The organism is Ruegeria sp. YTSA072, from assembly GCF_059610285.1.
On record NZ_JBXWNI010000005.1, the window covers coordinates 75,850 to 96,057 of the forward strand.

Annotated in this window: 22 protein-coding genes; 16 read left to right on the top strand and 6 right to left on the bottom strand. The window is 57.9% G+C overall.

Translation table 11 applies throughout. The features are described 5' to 3' along the window. Positions 1–77 precede the first annotated feature (77 nt). Genes AC2FIB_RS10745 through selD form a run of 7 tightly spaced genes read left to right on the top strand, consistent with a single transcriptional unit; the run spans position 78 to position 8,170 of the window. Positions 78–2,948: a monovalent cation/H+ antiporter subunit A gene (locus AC2FIB_RS10745; RefSeq protein WP_496842021.1), complete on the top strand. Its 2,871-nt coding sequence runs from the start codon at positions 78–80 to the stop codon at positions 2,946–2,948. After that, a complete protein-coding gene (locus tag AC2FIB_RS10750) occupies positions 2,948–3,307 on the top strand; it encodes a Na+/H+ antiporter subunit C (protein WP_058274194.1) in 360 nt (119 codons plus the stop codon). The genes AC2FIB_RS10745 and AC2FIB_RS10750 overlap by 1 nt, the downstream gene beginning before the upstream one ends. Beyond that, a complete protein-coding gene (locus AC2FIB_RS10755; protein ID WP_496736269.1) occupies positions 3,304–4,848 on the top strand; it encodes a monovalent cation/H+ antiporter subunit D in 1,545 nt (514 codons plus the stop codon). The genes AC2FIB_RS10750 and AC2FIB_RS10755 overlap by 4 nt, the downstream gene beginning before the upstream one ends. Then, positions 4,845–5,345 carry a Na+/H+ antiporter subunit E gene (locus AC2FIB_RS10760; protein ID WP_370247519.1) on the top strand — a complete coding sequence of 167 codons (501 nt, stop codon included), beginning with the start codon at positions 4,845–4,847 and terminating at the stop codon, positions 5,343–5,345. Before AC2FIB_RS10755 ends, AC2FIB_RS10760 begins: the two co-directional genes overlap by 4 nt. Beyond that, positions 5,342–5,611: a K+/H+ antiporter subunit F gene (locus AC2FIB_RS10765; protein ID WP_058274196.1), complete on the top strand. Its 270-nt coding sequence runs from the start codon at positions 5,342–5,344 to the stop codon at positions 5,609–5,611. Before AC2FIB_RS10760 ends, AC2FIB_RS10765 begins: the two co-directional genes overlap by 4 nt. A gap of 7 nt (positions 5,612–5,618) precedes the next feature. After that, complete coding sequence (locus AC2FIB_RS10770) at positions 5,619–6,005, top strand: Na+/H+ antiporter subunit G (protein ID WP_282119930.1); 387 nt, start codon at positions 5,619–5,621, stop codon at positions 6,003–6,005. A gap of 5 nt (positions 6,006–6,010) precedes the next feature. Next, complete coding sequence (selD, locus tag AC2FIB_RS10775) at positions 6,011–8,170, top strand: selenide, water dikinase SelD (protein WP_496842023.1); 2,160 nt, start codon at positions 6,011–6,013, stop codon at positions 8,168–8,170. Here selD and mnmH read toward each other — a convergent pair. From mnmH to AC2FIB_RS10790, 3 genes are all read right to left on the bottom strand, one after another. Beyond that, positions 8,161–9,213 (bottom strand): tRNA 2-selenouridine(34) synthase MnmH, encoded by a 1,053-nt coding sequence (mnmH, locus tag AC2FIB_RS10780; RefSeq protein WP_496736265.1) that lies wholly within the window; start codon positions 9,211–9,213, stop codon positions 8,161–8,163. The genes selD and mnmH overlap by 10 nt on opposite strands. Positions 9,214–9,255: 42 nt before the next feature. Further along, positions 9,256–9,921, bottom strand: a complete 666-nt coding sequence (locus tag AC2FIB_RS10785; RefSeq protein ID WP_496726107.1) for an SOS response-associated peptidase — start codon at positions 9,919–9,921, stop codon at positions 9,256–9,258. 140 nt (positions 9,922–10,061) lie between these two features. Next, a complete protein-coding gene (locus AC2FIB_RS10790; protein WP_496736263.1) occupies positions 10,062–11,639 on the bottom strand; it encodes a bifunctional metallophosphatase/5'-nucleotidase in 1,578 nt (525 codons plus the stop codon). 108 nt (positions 11,640–11,747) lie between these two features. Here AC2FIB_RS10790 and AC2FIB_RS10795 point away from each other — a divergent pair, with 108 nt between their 5' ends. From AC2FIB_RS10795 to arsC, 4 genes are read left to right on the top strand one after another with little or no spacing between them, the layout of a single operon-like run. Beyond that, positions 11,748–12,086 carry a DUF952 domain-containing protein gene (locus tag AC2FIB_RS10795; RefSeq protein WP_496726105.1) on the top strand — a complete coding sequence of 113 codons (339 nt, stop codon included), beginning with the start codon at positions 11,748–11,750 and terminating at the stop codon, positions 12,084–12,086. Continuing rightward, the gene (locus AC2FIB_RS10800) at positions 12,083–12,514 is read left to right on the top strand and encodes a DUF1330 domain-containing protein (RefSeq protein WP_496736261.1); all 432 of its coding nucleotides are present in this window, start codon (positions 12,083–12,085) and stop codon (positions 12,512–12,514) included. The genes AC2FIB_RS10795 and AC2FIB_RS10800 overlap by 4 nt, the downstream gene beginning before the upstream one ends. After that, positions 12,511–13,569: a quinone-dependent dihydroorotate dehydrogenase gene (locus AC2FIB_RS10805; RefSeq protein WP_496736260.1), complete on the top strand. Its 1,059-nt coding sequence runs from the start codon at positions 12,511–12,513 to the stop codon at positions 13,567–13,569. The genes AC2FIB_RS10800 and AC2FIB_RS10805 overlap by 4 nt, the downstream gene beginning before the upstream one ends. Then, positions 13,566–13,907: an arsenate reductase (glutaredoxin) gene (arsC, locus tag AC2FIB_RS10810; protein ID WP_496736258.1), complete on the top strand. Its 342-nt coding sequence runs from the start codon at positions 13,566–13,568 to the stop codon at positions 13,905–13,907. The genes AC2FIB_RS10805 and arsC overlap by 4 nt, the downstream gene beginning before the upstream one ends. Here arsC and AC2FIB_RS10815 read toward each other — a convergent pair. The 3 genes from AC2FIB_RS10815 to AC2FIB_RS10825 are packed head-to-tail and all read right to left on the bottom strand — an operon-like array spanning position 13,904 to position 16,164. Then, positions 13,904–15,220 (bottom strand): MATE family efflux transporter, encoded by a 1,317-nt coding sequence (locus AC2FIB_RS10815; RefSeq protein WP_496736256.1) that lies wholly within the window; start codon positions 15,218–15,220, stop codon positions 13,904–13,906. The two genes, arsC and AC2FIB_RS10815, sit on opposite strands and share 4 nt — an antisense overlap. A 6-nt stretch (positions 15,221–15,226) precedes the next feature. Continuing rightward, the gene (locus AC2FIB_RS10820; protein ID WP_108860205.1) at positions 15,227–15,745 is read right to left on the bottom strand and encodes a PaaI family thioesterase; all 519 of its coding nucleotides are present in this window, start codon (positions 15,743–15,745) and stop codon (positions 15,227–15,229) included. Beyond that, positions 15,745–16,164, bottom strand: coding sequence for a PaaI family thioesterase (locus AC2FIB_RS10825; protein ID WP_108860423.1), 420 nt, complete (start codon positions 16,162–16,164; stop codon positions 15,745–15,747). The genes AC2FIB_RS10820 and AC2FIB_RS10825 overlap by 1 nt, the downstream gene beginning before the upstream one ends. 117 nt (positions 16,165–16,281) lie before the next feature. Here AC2FIB_RS10825 and AC2FIB_RS10830 point away from each other — a divergent pair, with 117 nt between their 5' ends. The 5 genes from AC2FIB_RS10830 (at position 16,282) to AC2FIB_RS10850 (ending at position 20,207) form a co-directional block, all read left to right on the top strand. Then, complete coding sequence (locus tag AC2FIB_RS10830) at positions 16,282–16,650, top strand: MerR family transcriptional regulator (RefSeq protein ID WP_496736253.1); 369 nt, start codon at positions 16,282–16,284, stop codon at positions 16,648–16,650. Between the two features lie 283 nt (positions 16,651–16,933). After that, the gene (locus tag AC2FIB_RS10835) at positions 16,934–17,335 is read left to right on the top strand and encodes a MerR family transcriptional regulator (protein WP_058274210.1); all 402 of its coding nucleotides are present in this window, start codon (positions 16,934–16,936) and stop codon (positions 17,333–17,335) included. Between the two features lie 49 nt (positions 17,336–17,384). Next, on the top strand, positions 17,385–19,166 hold the full coding sequence (locus AC2FIB_RS10840) for an acyl-CoA dehydrogenase C-terminal domain-containing protein (protein WP_496842025.1): 1,782 nt from the start codon (positions 17,385–17,387) through the stop codon (positions 19,164–19,166). Between the two features lie 54 nt (positions 19,167–19,220). Next, positions 19,221–19,433: a hypothetical protein gene (locus AC2FIB_RS10845; protein ID WP_058274212.1), complete on the top strand. Its 213-nt coding sequence runs from the start codon at positions 19,221–19,223 to the stop codon at positions 19,431–19,433. A gap of 135 nt (positions 19,434–19,568) precedes the next feature. Continuing rightward, positions 19,569–20,207, top strand: a complete 639-nt coding sequence (locus tag AC2FIB_RS10850) for a glutathione S-transferase family protein (protein ID WP_496842026.1) — start codon at positions 19,569–19,571, stop codon at positions 20,205–20,207. Position 20,208: the final 1 nt, after the last annotated feature.

Below are 20,208 nucleotides of genomic sequence, written 5' to 3' on the forward strand. Positions count from 1 at the left end.
GTTGTATTAGCTGGACAGTAAGAAAATTATCCTTACAAAATCAGTACTACTTGACCGCCCAGAACGGAGTATCGCACTTGTCCCTATTCCTCATCGCGGCCCTTCCTTTTCTCGGCGCTGTTTTTCCAGCTCTTCTGATCAGGGCAGGACGAAATGCAGCTGCTTCTGCTGCTGGGTTGACCACATTTCTGGCGCTGATGGGTCTGTTGATCCACATCCCGTCTGTGATGCGAGGCGATGTTGTGACCGCCCGGTTCGAGTGGATACCAGCCCTTGGATTGAACGCAAATTTTATGCTGGATGGCTTGGGATTTTTGTTTGCCTTGCTGATCCTTGGTATCGGGTTACTGATCATCCTCTACGCACGGTTTTACCTGTCGCGCGAGGACCCTATGGGGCAGTTCTACACCTATCTGCTGCTGTTTCAGGGTGCTATGGTTGGGATCGTTCTATCCGACAACATACTGCTTTTGCTCATCTTTTGGGAACTCACATCGCTTAGTTCCTTCCTGCTGATCGGATATTGGAAACACCTGCCCGAAGGACGTCAAGGTGCGCGGATGGCGCTTGCAGTGACCGGCTCTGGCGGGTTGGCGATGATCGCCGGGATGCTGATCCTGGGCAATATCGTCGGGTCTTATGACCTAAGCGTAATTTTGCAGAACAAAGAGCTGATCCAGGCGTCACCCTATTACCTGCCCGCGTTGATCCTGATCCTGCTAGGTTGCTTTACCAAGTCGGCGCAATTCCCATTCCATTTCTGGCTGCCCCACGCCATGGCGGCCCCGACACCGGTTTCTGCCTACCTGCACTCGGCCACCATGGTGAAGGCCGGGTTGTTCCTGATGGCCCGGATGTGGCCCGTTTTGGCCGGCACCGACGCTTGGTTCTACATTGTTGCCACAACTGGACTTATCACCATGCTGATGGGCGCGGTGATCGCTCTGTTCAAGGATGACCTCAAGGCCCTTCTGGCGTTTTCGACCGTGTCGCATCTGGGGTTGGTCACCATGCTGCTGGGCTTTGGCACAAAGATCGCCGCCGTAGCCGCGATATTTCACATCATCAACCACGCCACGTTCAAGGCTGCGCTGTTCATGACCGCAGGGATCGTGGATCACGAAACCGGTACGCGGGATATCAAGCGGCTGGGCGGTCTGCGTCATCTGATGCCGATCACCTTTACGATTGGCACAATCGCTGCGCTGTCGATGGCGGGCATACCACCCCTGAACGGGTTCCTGTCCAAGGAAATGATGCTGGAAGAGGCTGTGCACACGACGTGGCTGCACTCTCATTACCTGGTCCCGGGGCTGGCCTTGCTGGCCGCGCTGTTCTCTGCGGCCTATTCATTCCGCTTTGTCAGCCACGTGTTCATGGGCCCCGAGCGTCATGATTATCCAGCCCACCCGCATGACCCGCCTGTCGGGTTGTGGCTGGCCCCTGCCTTCCTCGTAGTCTTGGTGGTGCTGATCGGATTGAACTCTGCCGCCATCGTGGGCCCACTGGTTGCCGTCGTATCCAGCGCGGTCATCGGCGGTGAAAAGCTGCCGTATTATTCGCTAAAACTGTGGCACGGTTTCACGCCTGCTCTGTACATGTCCGTGGTCGCGACGCTTGGCGGTCTGTTCCTGCTGAGCTTGCACAAGCATGAAGAAAAGCTGTGGAATGCACTTCCACGACCCGAGGCAAAGGTGATCTTTGACGCGGTGATAGCGGCACTGACAAAGATCAGCCAAGTGGTCACCGACACGCTTCATAATGGCGTCCTCAGCCGCTATGCAGTCATCATGATCGCCTTCACTATCGGCCTTGGGTACTACGCTTATACGAGCGGCACGATTGGTCCCGAGACACGTGAGGCGCTGCCCATCCAGATCATTCCGCTGATCGGGTGGATCTGCCTTGTCGGTGCGACACTGGCAATCATGTGGTTCCACCGTAATCGCCTGTTGTCGCTGGTGCTGATCGGTGTTGTGGGTCTGATCGTCTCAATGGCCTTCAACTATCTGTCCGCCCCGGATCTGGCGCTGACGCAGATCTCGGTCGAAGTGGTCACGATGATCCTGCTGCTGTTGTCACTGAACTTCCTGCCCACGGATACGCCCTGGGACAGCAGCGCCGCGCGCCGCTGGCGCGACGCTGCAATCTCAGTCGTGGCAGGCATTGGTTCGGGCGCGCTGATCTATGCGCTGCTGCTGCGGGATTTTGCCTTTCCGACAATTTCCGAATTCCATCTGGCGAATTCATACAAAGGTGGTGGCGGTACCAATGTTGTCAACGTCATCCTCGTGGACTTCCGGGGTTTTGATACCTTCGGCGAAATCATCGTTCTGGGCATCGCTGCGCTGATCATTTTTGCCCTGACCGAGTCGGTGCTGGGCACGAATGTCCGCAGCTACTTGCTGAACCGGAAACCGCATTGGCCGCAGTCCGGAGACTCGCACCCGTTGATGATGGTGGTCGTCACCCGGATGATGATGCCAATCGCGCTGATGGTCGGGGCTTACATCTTTTTCCGGGGCCACAATCAGCCGGGGGGCGGCTTTATCGCGGGTCTTGTCGTCGCCATTGCCTTCCTGATGCAATACATGGCCAGCGGCTATACCTGGGCCATCGAACGTCAGAGGTTCTACTACCACGGGTCTATCGGTTGGGGTGTGCTTATCGCTGCCGCCACCGGGCTGGGTGCTTGGTTTAACGAGCGTCCGTTCCTTACCAGCGATTTTGGCTATATCCATTGGCCACCATTGGAAGAGTTCGAATGGGCCACCGCCATCCTGTTCGACACCGGCGTCTTCCTGGCTGTACTGGGGGCCGTAATGCTGGCGCTAGACAGCCTGTCCCGATTTGCGTGGCAACCGGGTATGGCGCAAGAATTCCCGATGGATATCAACCCATTGCGGGACAATCCGCCGCAAGAAGAAGAAAACAAGGAGCAGGCCTGATGGAAGCGCTCGTAGCCTCTGCCGTTGGCGTCATGACTGCTGCCGGGATATTCCTGATCCTGCGCCGCCGGACCTTCCCTGTCATTCTGGGCCTGTCTCTGCTGACTTACGCGGTGAACGTGTTCTTGTTCGCAACGGGCCGGTTGGCTTTGGACGCGCCTGCCGTTTTGAACAAATACAAAGAGGTACCCTATACCGATCCGCTGCCGCAGGCTTTGGTGCTGACGGCCATCGTGATCTCGTTCGGAATGACCGCTGTGATCGTGATGATCGCGCTCAGCGCCTACCTGTCCTCGAAGGATGACCATATCGACATGAACGCCAATGACAGCGTCGACGCGCCGGGAGAAGACGCATGAACCATTGGATCGTTGCGCCAATCGTCCTGCCCGCGATCCTGGCCCCGTTCATCATCATGGTTCTGCGCTTTCACCTGGACCTGCAGCGCATCTTTTCGGTTGCCGGTGTGGTGGCCCTAATTGGTATTGCCCTGACCATCACCGCACAGGCCGCGGGTGGCGACATTCAGGTCTATGAACTGGGCAACTGGCCTGCGCCCTTTGGCATCGTTCTGGTGTTGGACCGGCTATCGGCCATGATGGTGCTTCTGACTGCACTGTTGGCTTTGCCGATCGTGCTTTATGCTATCGCCTCAGGCTGGGACGACCGGGGCAAACATTTTCACGCCCTGTTCCACTTTCAACTGATGGGCGTCTGCGGCGCATTCCTGACCGGCGATGCCTTTAACCTGTTCGTGTTCTTCGAAGTTCTGTTGATCGCCTCCTATGGCCTGATGACGCATGGGGGCGGTGCAGTACGGCTGAAAGCCGGGGTGCAATATGTGGCCTATAACCTGCTGGGCTCCACCCTGTTCCTGTTTGCTTTAGGCACGCTGTATGCTGTGACCGGAACGTTGAACATGGCCGACTTGGCCGTGCGGGTGGCCGAATTGCCAGCGGATGACACCGCCCTGCTGCGGGTTGGTGCGGTTTTGCTGCTGCTGGTGTTTTGCATCAAAGCCGCTGTCTTGCCGCTGCACTTCTGGCTACCGGCGAGCTACGCCAGTGCACCCATGCCAGTGGCCGCCCTGTTTGCGATCATGACCAAGGTCGGCGCCTACTCGATCCTGCGGATGTACACACTGGGCTTTGGCCCAGAGGTTGAGGCAACGCAGGGCCTTGTTGGCGCTTGGTTGCAACCCGCCGCTTTGGTGACGCTGGCCGTTGGTGCCATCGGCATTCTGGGCACACAACATATTGCGCGTATGGTGGCGTTCTGCGCCATCACCTCGATGGGAACGTTGCTGATTGCGATCTCGCTGTTCACGGAAACGGCCACAGCGGCGGCACTGTATTACGTGTATCATTCCACCTTGGCCACTGCGCTTATGTTCCTGGTTGCCGATCTGGTGATGGAACGCCGGGGCGGCGCGATTGCCCCAACTGCACCAATGCCGCAAATGGGTCTGATATCGGCTCTGTTCTTTGTGGGTGCCATTGCACTGGCGGGTATGCCGCCGCTATCGGGTTTTGTCGGCAAGCTGCTGGTGCTGGACGCCGCACGGGACGCACCGGATGCAAACGCCATCTGGGCCGTAATCCTGATCGGTTCCTTCGTGACTATTGTTGGCCTTGCCCGAGCGGGCTCGTTGATATTCTGGAAAAGCCATGATGCCCAGTACAACACGGAAATGGTCCCTGAAAACGAAGAAGAAACCCCGCTCGCGCCTGCGCCCGAGCCCAACCCCGGGCTGGCTTTCACCGCCGTATGCGCAATGGCGATCGGCCTTGTGCTGCTGACTCTGTTTGCGGGACCTGCGCTGGAGTATACCAATAAAACGGCCGAGCAATTGTTCACACCTGAGAACTACATCGCAGCCGTATTGGGAGGCGACACATGATCAGACTTCTGCACCGAATATTTCCGCACCCGCATCTGACATTCCTGCTGACCATCGTATGGGTCCTGCTGGCCAATAACTTGACGCTGAATTCGCTGGTTTTTGGCCTGATCCTGGGCATCATCATTCCCTTCATCACACAGCCCTACTGGCCTGATCGCCCTAAGCTGCGCAACTGGCCCATGGTCGTTGAATACATCCTGGTTGTGCTTTGGGACATCGTGATCGCGAACATCACCGTTGCCCGGATTATCCTGTTTAAACGCGACGCAGATCGTCAGCCGGCCTGGATCTCGATCCCGCTGGAATTGCGCACACCTGAAGCTATCACAGTGCTGGCGGGTACGATCACCATGACCCCCGGAACCGTCAGCAGCGATCTGTCCGCACAGGGGCATAACCTGCTGGTGCATTGTCTAGATGCCCCCGATCCTGATGCAGTGCGCGACCAGATCAAAAGCCGCTATGAGCGTCGCCTGAAGGAGATTTTCGAATGATCGACATTGCAATCGCCTTTGCATTCGCCTGCTTTGGCGCGGCCATCATGATGTGCCTTTGGCGGATCATCACCGCAGACGGCGTCGGCACCCGCGTTCTGGCTCTGGATACGATGGTCATCAACACGATCGCGCTGTTGATCCTCTATGGTCTGACTCTGGGAACCGAAGTGTTCTTCGAATCCGCCATGATCATCGCCATGCTGGGCTTTGTCTCAACGGTTGCCTACGCGCGCTTCATGCTGCGTGGCAATATCATCGAGTGAGGGTGGTATGAGTTTCATCATAGAACTTCTGATCGCCTTCTTCCTAGTTGTTTCAGGTATCTTCGGCTTTGTCGGGTCCTACGGCATGATCAAGTTGAAAGACCCGATGTCCCGCCTGCACGCACCCACCAAGGCGACGACCCTGGGCGTGGGAGGCGTGTTGCTGGCATCGATCTGCCACTCGGTTCTGATCGAACAGCACCTGTCACTGCACGAGCTTCTGATCACACTGTTCTTGTTCCTGACGGCTCCGATCACGGCCCTGTTCATTGCCAAATGGCACATTCACCGCCATGAAAAACCCAGCGATCTGCCAGATGCGGGCGAGGATGAACTTTGGGCCACGCACGCGGTTGAGCAAGTCGAAGACGTCCCTGATCACAGCAAGTCCTGAGTTTGATGCACCACCCACCGCTGCCCCTAACCCGCGATCTGGTTCTAATCGGCGGCGGTCACACCCATGCATTGTTGCTGCGCAAGTGGGGCATGAACCCCCTGCCCGGCGCGCGGGTGACGGTGATCAACCCCGGTCCCACGGCGCCATATTCGGGGATGCTGCCGGGCTTTGTCGCCGGGCACTACGCACGTCAGGACCTGAATATAGATCTGGTCAAACTAGCCCGCTTTGCCGGCGCGCGGATCATTCTGGGCGCGGTTTCCGGCATCGACCCAGACCGGCGCGAGGTTCATGTGCCAGACCGTCCTCCGGTGGCGTTTGATGTAGCATCGGTCAATGTTGGAATTACATCGGACATGCCAGCCCTGCCCGGCTTTGACCAGCATGCCGTTCCCGCCAAACCGCTGGGTCCGTTTGCTGCCAGATGGGCAGAGTACCTGGAAGGATCAGGTGATGCTGCGGTCGCGGTGATTGGCGGTGGGGTCGCCGGGGCTGAGCTTATCATGGCTATGGCCTTTGCCTTGCGCACCAACGGGCGCACCGCGCATCTGACCCTGATTGACAACGCACATGCCCTGTCGGCGACCCATCCCAAGTCCGCGCAGACCATTCGCAAGGCAATAGCTGATCTGGGTATCGATGTGGTCGAACAGGCATCTGTTTCGCACATCGCCAAGGATCACGTCGCATTGCAAGATGGCCGCCAAATCGCAGCCAGCTTTGTGACCGGTGCGGCCGGTGCAAAACCCTATGACTGGATCGCGAATACAGGGCTGGACCTTCAGGACGGCTTCATCCGCGTCGACGGGCACCTGCAGTCCAGCGATACTGCGATTTTTGCGGCGGGCGACTGCGCACATCTGAGCGAAAATCCCCGCCCCAAAGCCGGAGTTTACGCGGTGCGCGAAGCCCCCGTACTATTCCAAAACTTAAGGGCCGCCTTGGGGTCAGGTGCCATGCGGCGGTATGAGCCGCAAAAGGATTACCTCAAGCTCATATCACTAGGCGGCAAGTCTGCATTGGGAGAACGGCTGGGGACCTCATTCAGCGGGCCGTTGATGTGGAAATGGAAGAACCACATCGATCAAAGCTTTATGGACAAGTTTCGCAACCTGCCGCAGATGAAGCCTCCGCCCTTGCCCCGCCATCACGCGGCCGGTTTGACTGAAGCCTTGGGCGACAAACCCATGTGCGGGGGCTGCGGTGCCAAGGTCGGGCGCGGCGCGTTGCAATCCGCGCTTGCCGATCTGCCAGCCCCAGTTCGTGCGGATGTGACACCACTGCCCGGCGATGATGCTGCCCTGTTACAGACCGGGGGTGCCCGGCAGGTCATGACCTCGGACCATCTGCGCGGCTTCGTGGACGATCCCGCCTTGATGACGCGCATTGCAGCGGTTCACGCGCTCGGGGATATCTGGGCTATGGGAGCCCGCCCACAAGCCGCTACGGCAACGATCATCCTGCCCCGCATGTCGCCAACCCTTCAGCGTCGCACCATGGCCGAGATTATGACCACGGCCAGCGACGTCATCCGTACCGCCGGGGCCGAAATAGTAGGCGGCCACAGCTCGATGGGTGACGAGATGACGATCGGGTTCACCCTGACCGGTCTGTGCGACGCCGACCCGATCACACTGACCGGCGCCAGACTCGGGGATGCCCTGATCCTGACCAAACCGTTGGGCAGCGGCGTTCTGATGGCGGCAGAGATGGCGGGCGCAGCAAAAGGCGAATGGGTTGCGGCGGGCGTTGCACACATGGTGCAGCCACAAGGCCGGGCTTCGGAAGTATTGGCAGATGCACATGCGATGACCGATGTAACGGGATTTGGTCTGGCGGGGCACCTGCTGGGTATGACCGAGGCCTCGGGTTGTGGTGCCACCCTGGATTTGGAGGCAGTTCCGGTAATGGATGGCGCGCGGGAACTGGCCGCGCAGGGCATCCGGTCAACCATATTCGAAGACAATCGCGCGATTACGCCCGAACTACCGACGGGCGGCAAAGCTGACCTGCTGTATGATCCTCAGACGGCCGGAGGCTTGCTGGCCGCGGTACCAGCGGATCAAGGACAGATGATCTGCGAAGCTTTGCGCGAAGCGGGATATTCTGCCGTAATCATTGGGCACATGACCGATGCACCGGGGCTTCGGGTTCAAACCTGATCCAGGATGGCTTCGATCTGCGCTGCTGTTGCAGACAAGCCAGCATGATCCAACGCCGACGCATGGATATTCGCGATAACGTCTGAACTGCGCACTCGTGCAGATTTGGCATATGCAGGATCATAGTGCTGCTCGATCAACGCCTGAGTCAGTGCGCGTTTGTCACCAGCGTCAATCATGTCCAGCCAACCGTCCACCACGTCATGCCCGCGGTGAAACCGCAGCGGGGAAAGGCGGTCGCGCAGGCGGTCAGAGTCCGACAAAACGTCATCATAGGCGGATACCAAGTAGTCCGAACGCGCCTGAACGGAGGCTGTGATCTGGATGCGAGGGGCTTGACGCAAGGCCGCCCAAAGCGTCGGCGGCAAGATCAGAGACCCGATTTTGGACGACTCCGCCTCGACCACCACAGGGCGCGACATGTCCAGACGACATAGCACAGCGGACAGGGTGGACTCGAACGCCTTTTGGCTGGGTTGGCCACCGGGCATATCACCCAGCAAGGACCCACGGTGGTTGGCCAGCCCCTCTAGATCCAGAACCTGAACGCCGCGAGCCGCAAGATGCACTAAAAGTTCGGTCTTCGCCGTGCCGGTATATCCGTCCAGCGCAATCAGGTGATGCGGCAGCGGATCATCATAGAGATACCGTTTCACCAACCGGCGATAGGTGCGATAGCCACCCTCGACCACTTCGGCCCGCCAGCCGATCTGTTGTAGCATCCATGTGAACGAACCCGATCTTTGCCCGCCACGCCAGCAATAAACCAGCGGCCGCCACCCGCCTTCGTGATGAGACAGGCTGTTCTCGATGTGATTGGCCGCATTCCGAAACACCAGCGCGGCCCCCAGTTTGCGCGCCAAAAATGGGCTTTCCTGAACATAGATCGTGCCGACACGGGCGCGTTCCTCGTTGTCGAGAACAGGCAGGCTGATGGCGCCGGGAAGGTGGTCTTCGTCAAATTCCGCCGGGCTGCGCACGTCGATTACCGTGTCGAATTCATGCGCATATAGATCGGGCAAACTGTCGAATTTTAGAACCATGTCAGAGGTCTATCCCGCAAGGCTGCGAATGAAAAGGCAGCGCTAAGTTTCGATCGGTTCAATCAATTCCGGCCCGCTGGCGCGGTTCGAATTCACGGTCGGGTCGACGCGGTGATAGCTGAGGACATCTTCGGCCCCCGGTCGCATCAGACGCGCGGCCCCTTTGCCCGCCTCGCCCAGCCAAAGGGGCCAGTCATCAGGTTCCAAGATCAGAGGCATGCGGTGATGGATTGCGCTGAGGTGACGGTTGGCCAGTGTCGTGACGATGGCGCAGGTGCCCTGTCGCGCATCTTCAGGCCCCCAATCCTGCCAAACACCGGCAAAGGCAATCGGTGCGTTGTCCTGACGGAAAATGTACCACGGCAACCGGTCGCCTTGTTCTGTCTTGGTCCATTCATAGAACCCCGTCGCGGCGATCAGGCAGCGGCGTTCCCGGCATGCAGCGCGAAAGGCGGGCTTTTCGGCAAGCGTTTCCGCCCGCGCGTTGATCAACAGAGGTCCTGCGTTTTCCGCCTTGTACCAATGGGGCAAAAACCCCCAGCGCAGCGGATCAAGCGTGCGCCCAGTTTCCCCGGCGCGCACCACATGCACCTGATTGGTCGGGCAGACGTTGAAATTCGGCACCGCAGGCAAAGTGTTAGCCGGGCGCGCCGAAAAAAGCTGCGCCATTGCATCGTTGGGAAGTGTGACGGCAAACCGTCCGCACATAGGCCTTGTCCCTTTTTCAGAAATTGTAGGTTAATGTCGCCCGCGCCGATACCGAGTGGAACACCATCAAGCCGTTTCTGACCATAAGACTGAAAAGGCCGCGTCAAACGCGGCCTTTTGGTTTGTTCATCGAAGCAGATTTACTTCTGCTTGATCCGCCCATCCAGATAAGGCGTGTAAGGCGCGTTTTCGGCCAGGTATTCCGCGGTTACATCGGCCAGATCAGGGCCAAAGTCATAGGCGTTCTTGTCGTCGCCCGAGAACATCTTGTAGCCGTCGCCGCCATTGCGGACGTAGTTGTTGGTGACCACCAGATAAGTCGCGGCCGGATCGATGGGAACAAACCCGTCTCCGTCGGCAACCATGACCTCAGCGATACGCCCTTCGTTCGGCGCAACGGCCGGGTCCCAGGTGAAGGTCAGGCCAGCAACCTGCGGAAAGCGGCCTTTGACCTCTTCCACCTGGCTGACGCCGTTTTCCAGCGCATCGATGACGCCCTGGCCGCTGATCTCAAAGGTCGACAGCGTGTTCTGGAACGGCAGAACGGTCAGCACTTCGCCCATGGTCACGTCGCCCGGATCGATCGAAGCCCGCAGACCGCCCGAGTTGGCAATCGCAATCTTAACGCCCTGATCCGCGACGCGTGCTAACATTGCGTCGGCCACAAGGTTGCCCATCTGGCATTCCTGAACACGGCAAATAGCGCGGTCGCCTTCGATGGCATCGGCAGAGTTTGCAACCACTTTGTTGCGGATTTCATCCAATGGCACGGCCAGCTCGGCAATACGATCCAGAGCGGCCTGATCCTCGGTAACTGAGTTATCCATGATCAGCGGCTCGCCAGCAGCCTCGACCACGTTGCCGTCATCGTCAAAGGTCACATTCAGCTCACCCAGGAATTTGCCGTAGGCATAGGCCTGAACGATCTGCACGCCGTTTACCACGGTCGGGTACGGGCCGGCGGCCTTGTCCGAGGTGTTCGACAGGTATGTGTTCGAGTGGCCACCTACGATCACGTCAACTCCGGTGGTTTCCTGCGCAACGCGCTGATCCACACCGTAGCCCGAGTGGCTGAGAACGATGATCTTGTTGACGCCTTCACCGGTCAGCTTATCCACCTCAGCCTGAACCGCAGGCACCGGGTCCGAGAACGAGATATTCGGACCGGGCGAGGCAAGCTCATCAGTGTCGATAGGTGTCAGGCCGATCAGGCCGATCTTTTCGCCGCCAACTTCAATCACGGTCGATTTCTTGATCTTATCGGTCAGCAACTCTTCGTCCTCAATATCCGCATTGGACATTAGAACCGGGAAATCGACCGAGTCGATAAAGCCGCGCAGAACCTCGGGGCCGTCGTCGAATTCGTGGTTACCCACCGTCATCGCGTTGTAGCCCAGCTTGTTCATGAACTCGGCCGCGACCTTGCCCTTGTAATAAGTATAGAACAGCGATCCCTGAAACTGGTCTCCGCCATCAACCAGAATCGAGTTTTCGGCACGGCCACGTGCCTCCTCGACCGCAGTGACCAAGCGCGCGGAACCGCCAAAGCACTTGCCTTCGGCATTGTCTTCATCACCGCAACCGCTGTCGTATTTGTTGATCGGCTCAAAACGCGAGTGGAAATCGTTGGTGTGCAGAATCGTCAGTTTGTACTCGGCAAATGCCATGCCTGCGGTCAGGCTGAGCACCGCGGCAGATGTCAAAAGACGGGTGAGCATAGTTTAACTCCCTATTGTTAATTGCGGAGATGTTGCGACGCGCGACGCCGAGAGTCAAAGGGGGAAATCCGGCTTGATTCTACCCGTGGCCCGGTGCATCACGACCGCATGCTGATTTACAAAATTTTTAGGGCCGACGAATGGGCCACGTTACAGGCGCAAGGTGCATCGGATGGCGCGCCAATTGATGTCACTGACGGATATGTCCATTTCTCAACCGCCGAACAGGCCGCAGAAACAGCCGCCAAACATTTCGCCGGTGTCGAAGGTTTGACCCTGCTGGCTTGTGACGTTGATGCGATGGGCGACGACCTGAAATGGGAAGTCTCACGCGGTGACGCGTTGTTCCCGCATCTCTACCGGCAGATTCGTATGACCGATATCGTTTGGTCGCACCCCCTCCCTTTTGATGGAACGGTTCACCAATTTCCGAAGGAAATGAAATGACCGATTTTGTCGATCCGGAGCGTGCCCAATTTGAGGCCTTCAAGGACCTCGATCGAAACCACCCGATCGAAATGCTGAACCTTGTTAAGTTTCGTACCGATGCCGCGTATCCCGCAGGGCACGAACTTGCCGACGCCGGCCTGTCCGGCGCGCAGGCCTATCGCAACTACGGCTCGGAAACAGCACCGATCATTGCCCGCCTTGGTGCCTCGATCCTATGGCGCGGCGAGTTTGAAACGACGCTGATCGGCCCGCGGAACGAAGACTGGGACGCAGTTTTCATCGCCCGTTATCCCTCTGCGAACGCGTTCTTGGAAATGGTGACGGACACTGCATATCAAAAAGCTGTCGTGCACCGGCAAGCCGCGGTTATGACCTCTCGGCTAATAAGATGCACCCCTGCCCAAGTCGGAGAGGCATTCGGATGAAACTGACCGAAAAACTGGGCCTGGCTGCTCTGCACCGCTTGGATCCTGAGACCGCACACAGCCTGTCGATCAAAGCGCTAAAAGCCGGTTTGGCTCCTGCCCCGGGGCCAGTGACGTCGCCTCGGCTGCGCACTCAAGTTGCGGGATTGGATTTGCCAAACCCTGTTGGACTGGCCGCAGGGTTTGATAAGAACGGCGAGGTACTTACGCCCCTGTCTCGCGCCGGGTTTGGGTTTATCGAGGTTGGCGCCGTGACACCGCGCCCGCAGCCCGGCAATCCAAAACCCCGCCTGTTCCGCCTGACCGAAGACATGGCCGCCATCAACCGGTTCGGTTTCAATAACGAAGGCATGGAGGTCATGGCCCGCCGTTTGGCTGACCGTCCAAAGGACGCGGTGATCGGCCTGAACCTGGGTGCCAACAAGGACAGTGATGACCGCGCAGGTGATTTCGCAAAAGTTCTGGCTCATTGCGCCGCGCATTTGGATTTTGCAACGGTCAATGTCTCATCCCCGAATACGGAAAAGCTGCGGGATCTGCAGGGCAAGGCGGCACTTTCTGCCCTGTTAAGCGGCGTGATTGAAACCCGCAACGCTCTGCCCCGTCCGCTGCCGATCTTTCTGAAGATTGCCCCCGACCTGACCGAGACCGAATTGCAGGATATCGCCAAAGTGGCCCGCGAAACCGGCGTCGATGCAGTGATTGCAACCAACACCACCCTGTCACGAGATGGCCTGCGAAGTGCCCATAAGGGCCAAGCGGGCGGGCTGTCCGGCGCACCGTTATTCCAGAAATCGACCCGCGTTCTGGCACGACTTAGCCAGTTGACCGACGGGCAAATCCCATTGATTGGCGTTGGCGGGATCGGGACGGCAAAGCAGGCTTACGCCAAGATCTGCGCCGGGGCTTCGGCTGTGCAGTTCTATACGGCCATGGTCTATGGCGGCATTTCACTGGCCGCAGAAATAGCCGAAGGTCTGGATGAACTGCTGGCGCAAGACTGTTTCACTTCGGTCGCAGAGGCGGTCGGCAGCAAAAGAAAGGACTGGCTGTGATTGAATATTGGCATAATCCGCGCTGTTCAAAATCACGCGCAGGTCTGGCGTTGCTGGAAGAAAAAGGTGCGACCGTCAAGATTCGCAAATATCTGGAGGATGCGCCGTCGGCTGATGAGCTGCGCGCGGTGTTGTCCCAATTGGGAATTCCGGCCATCGAGATGATGCGGACAGGCGAAAAGCGGTTCAAGGAACTGGGCCTGTCAAAAACAACGCCCGATGATGACCTGATCCAGGCTATGGCGGAAAACCCCATCCTGATCGAGCGTCCTTTGGCCATTGCCGGCGACAAGGCCGCGATTGGTCGTCCGCCCGAAAACCTGCTGTCGCTGCTTTAAGCGATCTGCGCTTCCAGCTTAGGGTATCGCCATCCCAACGTGACCCCGCGCACGATGTTCAGGACCATCAGCGCGGCCCAAAGCCCATGGTTGCCGAACGTCGGCACCAACAGGAATAGGGCCACTACATATATCGCGACGGACTGGATCATCGCCTGCCGCATGGCGCGGGTCCAGGTCGCCCCGATATAGATACCGTCGAACATCCAGCTGGCTACGCCGATCACCGGCGCAAGGGCCGCCCAGAGCAGAAACTCCCGCGCGGCAATCCGCACTTCGGGTGAGGTTGACATCAGATCAATCAGGGTTGGTCCGGTCAGAAAAAACACAAGACCCAGGGCAAACGCACCTCCGACGCCCCATTGCGAGGCCATGATCGACGCGCGCCGTACCTGGGCCCGATCACGCGCGCCTACCGCACTGCCCACCAGCGCCTCGGCTGAGAATGCGAAACCGTCCAAGGCAAAAGCCGTGATCTCAAGAAATTGCAGCAGCACCTGATTTGCCGCCAGATTGACGTCCCCCAGATCTGAACCAACAAACAAAAAAGTGGTAAACGCGCCGGTCAAAAGCACCGAACGCACCATGATGTCGCCGTTCACCTGCATCATTCGGCGCAGACGCGCTGGGTCAAAGATCCTGGGCCAGTCGCGCCACTGATTTCCAGCGAAAGCGTCGTGGCACAACCAGAGACCAAGCGCCAACCCGGTCCATTCGGCGATCAGCGTCGCGATGGCGACACCTTCGACGCCCCAGCCAAGGCCAAGAACAAACCAGAGATCCAGAACGATGTTCAGCCCGTTCATCCAGATCTGCAAAACAAACACACCCTTGGTGCGCTCTACCGCGATCAGCCAACCTGTCACGGCAAAAAGCGCAATCGTCGCCGGGGCACCCCAGATACGGATCTCCAGATACGCACGGGTCAGCGACTCGACCTCGGGACTGGCTGGCGACAGGGCGAACGCCCCCCAGAACAACCAAACTTGTGTCAGGATAAAGAACAAACCTGCCGCGCCGCCCAACAATAGCCCGCGCATCAGCAAGGCTCCGGTTTCCGCCGTGTCCCCTGCACCACGTGCCTGGGCAGCAAGACCGGTTGTCCCCATACGCAGGAACCCGAACACCCAGTAGATGGTCGCGAGGATAACGGCTCCCATGCCGACAGCGCCTATCGGGGCCGCCTGCCCCAACTGCCCCACAACACCAGTATCCACCGCCCCTAGTATTGGCACCGTCGCATTGGACAATACGATCGGCGCTGCAATCCGGAGCACCCGCTTATGCGTAATGGGTGCCGAAGCGTCCTGCATAGCGTTCTATTTTCCGTCAGTAGTGGGCTGTGGCATCAGGAAATGCCCCGAAGCCTGTGCAAAGAGCTTCGCGTGATTGTCCTGCCAGGCCTCGACCCGGACAGAGGCATAGCGACGCCCGGCCCGACTGATGAACGCGCGCGCATAAGCATCACGCGGCAGGCCTGACCGCAGATAGTCGACGGTGAAATCGACGGTCTTTGGAAAACGTACTTTTTCGTAGTCGGCGATATCACTGGCATTCAGTTCCCCGCTTTCGATCTTGGGCAGCAAGAACTCCCAACTCAGCGTGATGACGGCCGTGACTTCTAGAAACGCCGCCGTGACGCCGCCATGCAATGCGGGCAGTAACGGATTACCGATCAGTTTCTGGTCGAAGTTCAAAACACCAGTCAGTTCATCACCGCGGCGATCAAAGCCGATGTCGAGGAACCGAATATAGGGCACACCATCGACAATCGCGTTCAGCGCCGCATCCCGGCGTTGTTTTACGACCTGGACGGGTTCCGGGCGAGTACGCGCCATTACAGACCCTCCACCGTGAATGACCCTGCCGCTGTGGCCACCGGAAGACCATCGTCTTCGTCCATCGCCGTCGCGCGCACAAAGGCGACGTTCCGCGTGATGTGGTAGCATGTCGCCTGGGTCGTTATCGTCTGTCCCGGTGTTGCCGCCCGCATATAGTCGATCCTCAGGTCAATTGTCGCCGTACCCCCTGGGGCCGACGGATGGCTCATGACGGCGGCACCACAACAGGTATCCAATGCGGCAAAAACAGCGCCGCCATGAATCACCCCGGTGCGCGGATCGCCAACAAGTTCTTTGCTGTACGGCATTGTAATACCCGCTTCGCCATTTCCGATTGAGGTCAGCTTCAGACCCAACGCCCTTGCATGCGGGATCGCCTCGATGAACTGGCGCGCAATTGCGGCTTTGTCGACCATGTACTTGAATCCGTTCTTTTGGTTTATCCCTTTATGAGCCCGTGTCCGCCAAAAGAGCAAGCCCGTCGGTTGCGCTTGCCGCTGACAGAACATAGGCTGCGCCAGAGGAGATCAGGAATGTCCGACAACCGTTTGTCATTCAAAGAGATGTGCGCCGAGTACGATGTGACTCCACGTACCCTGCGCTACTATGAGTACATCGAATTGCTGCAACCCGATCGGGAAGGCAGATCGCGATATTATGGCCCGCGGGAATGCGCACGCATGACTTTGATCCTTCGCGGCCGCAAATATGGGTTTTCGCTGGAAGATATCCGGCAGTGGCTGCTGATCTATGAAAATGAAGGCAACGAGATCCAAATGCGTGCTTTTGTCAACGTCGCGGACAAGCAGATCGTCGAACTGAACCAGCAAAAACAGCAATTGGACGAGGCAATTGATGCCCTGACCGAGATGCGCGACCAGACTGCCAAATCGCTCGAGTGATTCCGTTGGCGCACCATCGCGCACTCAAAAAATGAAGCGACTCTCGCACACTTCGGCCATGCCTTAAGGTGTGTTGGGTCGCTCTGCGGGAAATGGCACCCACAAATTCCGTTACGTTAATTCCGAAAAAGTCGGAAATCCGCGACTTGACGCGCGCGGAAGTTACGTAAACTTCTGTTGTGACGCAGCGTTCACATTACGTGAACGTCATCTACATGTTGTAACGTGCGCATCGACTGCGCAACTGACTTTCATTGACGCCAGTGACGAGAGTGCTGAAACCATGACCGAAGATCTGATGACCATCCGAGAAATGTGCGAGACATATGATGTCACGCCCCGCACGTTGCGGTTTTACGAGGCCAAAGAGCTTTTGTTTCCGATCCGTGAAGGTCAGAAACGGCTGTTCACCAAAAGTGATCGTGCCCGCCTGAAACTCATCCTGCGCGGCAAGCGCTTTGGGTTCAGCCTTGAAGAAATTCGCCAGCTTCTGGACCTTTACCATGTCGGCGACCAACAGATGACTCAGATATCGCGCACCTATGAAATTGCGTGCGAGCGTCTGGAAGACATGGAAGCGCGCCGTGAGGAACTGACCCAGGCGATCGACGACCTGAAAGAACAGTTGCGCTGGGGCGAGAAAGTCATCGCCTCGGTCAAACAAGACAAAAAGGCTGCCGAGTAACCCCCTCGCCTGCCTACCACCCGGACATATGAATTAAAGGGAGCTTCACATGCCCGTCTACAACGCGCCAACCAAAGATACGCAGTTCATTCTGCACGACGTACTGAAAATCTCGGACTCCGACGTTCCGGGGTACAACGAGCTTGAAGCCGAATTCACAGGCGCCGTTCTGGAAGAAGCAGGCAAAGTGGCCACCAATGTTCTGCACCCACTGAACGTGGTTGGGGACACCGAAGGATGCCGGTTGGAAAACGGTATCGTATACACGCCCACCGGGTTCAAAGACGCCTTTGAGCAGATGAAAGAAGGTGGCTGGACTGGCCTCGACATGCCGGAAGAGTATGGCGGTCAGAATATGCCATACGTCCTGGGCACCGCCGTTGGCGAGATGTTCTCGGCTGCGAACCAGGCATTCGTGATGTATCAGGGCCTGACGCACGGCGCGGCGTCAGCGATCCTGGCGCACGGAACCGACGAACAGAAAGACAAATACCTGCCCAATATGGTCAGCTGCGAATGGACCGGCACCATGAACCTGACGGAACCGCATTGCGGCACCGATCTGGGCCTGATGCGCACCAAGGCAGAACCGCAGGGCGACGGCAGCTATAAGATTTCGGGCCAGAAGATATTTATCTCGTCCGGCGATCACGACATGGCTGACAACATCATCCACCTGGTGTTGGCCAAGATCCCCGGCGGTCCCGAAGGCATCAAGGGCGTCTCCCTGTTCATCGTGCCCAAGTTCATCGTCAATGAAGATGGTACGCCGGGCGAGCGTAACGGAGTTTCGGTCGGCAAGATCGAGGAGAAGATGGGTATCCACGGCAACTCGACCTGCGTCATGAACTATGACGAAGCCACCGGCTGGCTGCTGGGCGAAGAGCACAAAGGCATGCGTGCCATGTTCACCATGATGAACGAAGCGCGTCTGGGTGTGGGCATGCAAGGTCTGTCTCAGGCAGAGGCCGCGTACCAGAATGCCGTCGAATACGCCAAAGACCGCCTGCAGGGCCGTGACGTGACCGGTGTAAAGAACCCGGACGGCCCAGCTGATCCGCTGATCGTGCACCCGGACATCCGCCGCAACCTGATGGATCAGAAAAGCTTCACCGAAGGTGCGCGTGCGTTCATCCTGTGGGGCGCGACCATGATCGACAAGGCGCATCGGTCTGACGACAAAGATGCGGACGGACTGATCTCGCTGCTGACACCGGTCATCAAAGGCTTTTTGACCGATCAGGGCTATGACATGACTGTTCAGGCACAGCAGGTCTATGGCGGTCATGGCTACATCGAAGAATGGGGCATGTCGCAATACACCCGCGACGCACGCATCGCGATGATCTACGAAGGCGCCAACGGCGTTCAGGCGTTGGACCTTGTCGGTCGTAAGCTGGCGCAAGACGGCGGCAAGCACGTCATGGCGTTCTTCGACATGGTCAAGACCTTCTGCAAAGACAACGCTGGTAAAGACGAAGCCTATGACAAGGCCTTCATCGAACCGCTGAAGGCGGCGTCCAAAGACCTGCAGGCCGCTGGCATGTACTTCATGCAGGAAGGCATGAAGAACCCCAACAATGCTCTGTCCGGTTCTTATGACTTCATGCACATGTTCGGACATGTTTGCCTGGGCCTGATGTGGGCGCAGATGGCCAAAGCCGCGCAAGATGCGCTGGATGGCGGCGCGTCGGACGAGGAGTTCTACGAGACCAAGATCAACACCGGGCGCTTCTACATGGCGCGCCGCCTGCCTGCTACAGGTATGCATCTGGCACGCATCCAGACGGGTGGGGACACAGTGATGGCTCTGGACGCGGCGAACTTCTGATCACAGTCTGGGTCCGGGCGATATTGCCCGGACCCAGCTTACCGGAGGAACCACATGCCAAAGCGTTTTCGACTAACCCGCCGCTTTCCCGTCGCAATGACCGAAGACGGGTATCGCAAGCTCAAAGCGTTCGCGCGTGATGCTGGATTGGACGAAGGAGAGGCGCTGTCGTTTCTATTCGAGAATTTCAACAGCGTGATCAACGAGGACAACCTGACCCATCGTCTGCGAATCTTCAATTCCGAGTTGGATGACCGCAAGCGTTAAACACTACAGCCACCTTCACTTAGGTGGGCGTGTTTTCAGCAAGACAATGCCCTTTGGCGCTCAGCTAAGCGGATTGTTTTTCTCGAAACACGCGAGTTTCGACTTCGCACCGTACGCCTTGGGAGGGGCGATCGCATGACAATCGAACTTCATTGCTTCGGAGAAAGCGGAAATAGCTACAAGGCCGCCTTGGCCCTGGAAATGTCCGGGCTGGACTGGGAGCCGGTTTTTGTAGACTTCTTCAAAGGCGTGACACGTACTCCCGAATACCGCGCCGAAGTCAATGAAATGGGCGAAGCGCCCGTGCTGGTCGATGGCGATTTCCGGACCAGCCAATCGGGCGCCATTCAGGCCTATGTGACTGAGAAATCCGGCAAGTTCGGCGGCAAGAACCGGGATGAGAACTACGACGTTCTGCGCTGGGTGCTGTGGGACAATCACAAGCTTAGCTCAATGGCTGGCTTGACCCGTTTCTTGATCAACTTTCTGCCGGAACAGCACCGAAATCTTGATGTCATTGCCTTCAATCAAGGTCGCCTCAAAGCGGCTTATGACGTTCTGAATACTCATCTTGAAGGCCGCAATTGGATTGTTGGTGATGACGTCACGAATGCTGATCTCAGCTGCTGCAGCTATCTGTATTACCCTGAACCATTCGGCTTTGACCGCGCCGACTGGCCGCATATCGACGCCTGGCTGACCCGCTTGTCGGAACTGCCCGGCTGGAAACACCCCTATGACCTGATGCCCGGCAAACCGTCGGATCGAGCTTAAG

Coding starts and splice junctions, on each gene's coding strand:
- AC2FIB_RS10750 (WP_058274194.1), top strand. CDS start 2,948: ATGGAAGCGCTCGTAGCCTCTGCCGTTGGCGTCATGACTGCTGCCGGG.
- AC2FIB_RS10755 (WP_496736269.1), top strand. CDS start 3,304: ATGAACCATTGGATCGTTGCGCCAATCGTCCTGCCCGCGATCCTGGCC.
- AC2FIB_RS10760 (WP_370247519.1), top strand. CDS start 4,845: ATGATCAGACTTCTGCACCGAATATTTCCGCACCCGCATCTGACATTC.
- AC2FIB_RS10765 (WP_058274196.1), top strand. CDS start 5,342: ATGATCGACATTGCAATCGCCTTTGCATTCGCCTGCTTTGGCGCGGCC.
- AC2FIB_RS10770 (WP_282119930.1), top strand. CDS start 5,619: ATGAGTTTCATCATAGAACTTCTGATCGCCTTCTTCCTAGTTGTTTCA.
- selD (WP_496842023.1), top strand. CDS start 6,011: ATGCACCACCCACCGCTGCCCCTAACCCGCGATCTGGTTCTAATCGGC.
- mnmH (WP_496736265.1), bottom strand. CDS start 9,213: ATGGTTCTAAAATTCGACAGTTTGCCCGATCTATATGCGCATGAATTC.
- AC2FIB_RS10785 (WP_496726107.1), bottom strand. CDS start 9,921: ATGTGCGGACGGTTTGCCGTCACACTTCCCAACGATGCAATGGCGCAG.
- AC2FIB_RS10790 (WP_496736263.1), bottom strand. CDS start 11,639: ATGCTCACCCGTCTTTTGACATCTGCCGCGGTGCTCAGCCTGACCGCA.
- AC2FIB_RS10795 (WP_496726105.1), top strand. CDS start 11,748: ATGCTGATTTACAAAATTTTTAGGGCCGACGAATGGGCCACGTTACAG.
- AC2FIB_RS10800 (WP_496736261.1), top strand. CDS start 12,083: ATGACCGATTTTGTCGATCCGGAGCGTGCCCAATTTGAGGCCTTCAAG.
- AC2FIB_RS10805 (WP_496736260.1), top strand. CDS start 12,511: ATGAAACTGACCGAAAAACTGGGCCTGGCTGCTCTGCACCGCTTGGAT.
- AC2FIB_RS10815 (WP_496736256.1), bottom strand. CDS start 15,220: ATGCAGGACGCTTCGGCACCCATTACGCATAAGCGGGTGCTCCGGATT.
- AC2FIB_RS10820 (WP_108860205.1), bottom strand. CDS start 15,745: ATGGCGCGTACTCGCCCGGAACCCGTCCAGGTCGTAAAACAACGCCGG.
- AC2FIB_RS10825 (WP_108860423.1), bottom strand. CDS start 16,164: ATGGTCGACAAAGCCGCAATTGCGCGCCAGTTCATCGAGGCGATCCCG.
- AC2FIB_RS10830 (WP_496736253.1), top strand. CDS start 16,282: ATGTCCGACAACCGTTTGTCATTCAAAGAGATGTGCGCCGAGTACGAT.
- AC2FIB_RS10835 (WP_058274210.1), top strand. CDS start 16,934: ATGACCGAAGATCTGATGACCATCCGAGAAATGTGCGAGACATATGAT.
- AC2FIB_RS10840 (WP_496842025.1), top strand. CDS start 17,385: ATGCCCGTCTACAACGCGCCAACCAAAGATACGCAGTTCATTCTGCAC.
- AC2FIB_RS10845 (WP_058274212.1), top strand. CDS start 19,221: ATGCCAAAGCGTTTTCGACTAACCCGCCGCTTTCCCGTCGCAATGACC.
- AC2FIB_RS10850 (WP_496842026.1), top strand. CDS start 19,569: ATGACAATCGAACTTCATTGCTTCGGAGAAAGCGGAAATAGCTACAAG.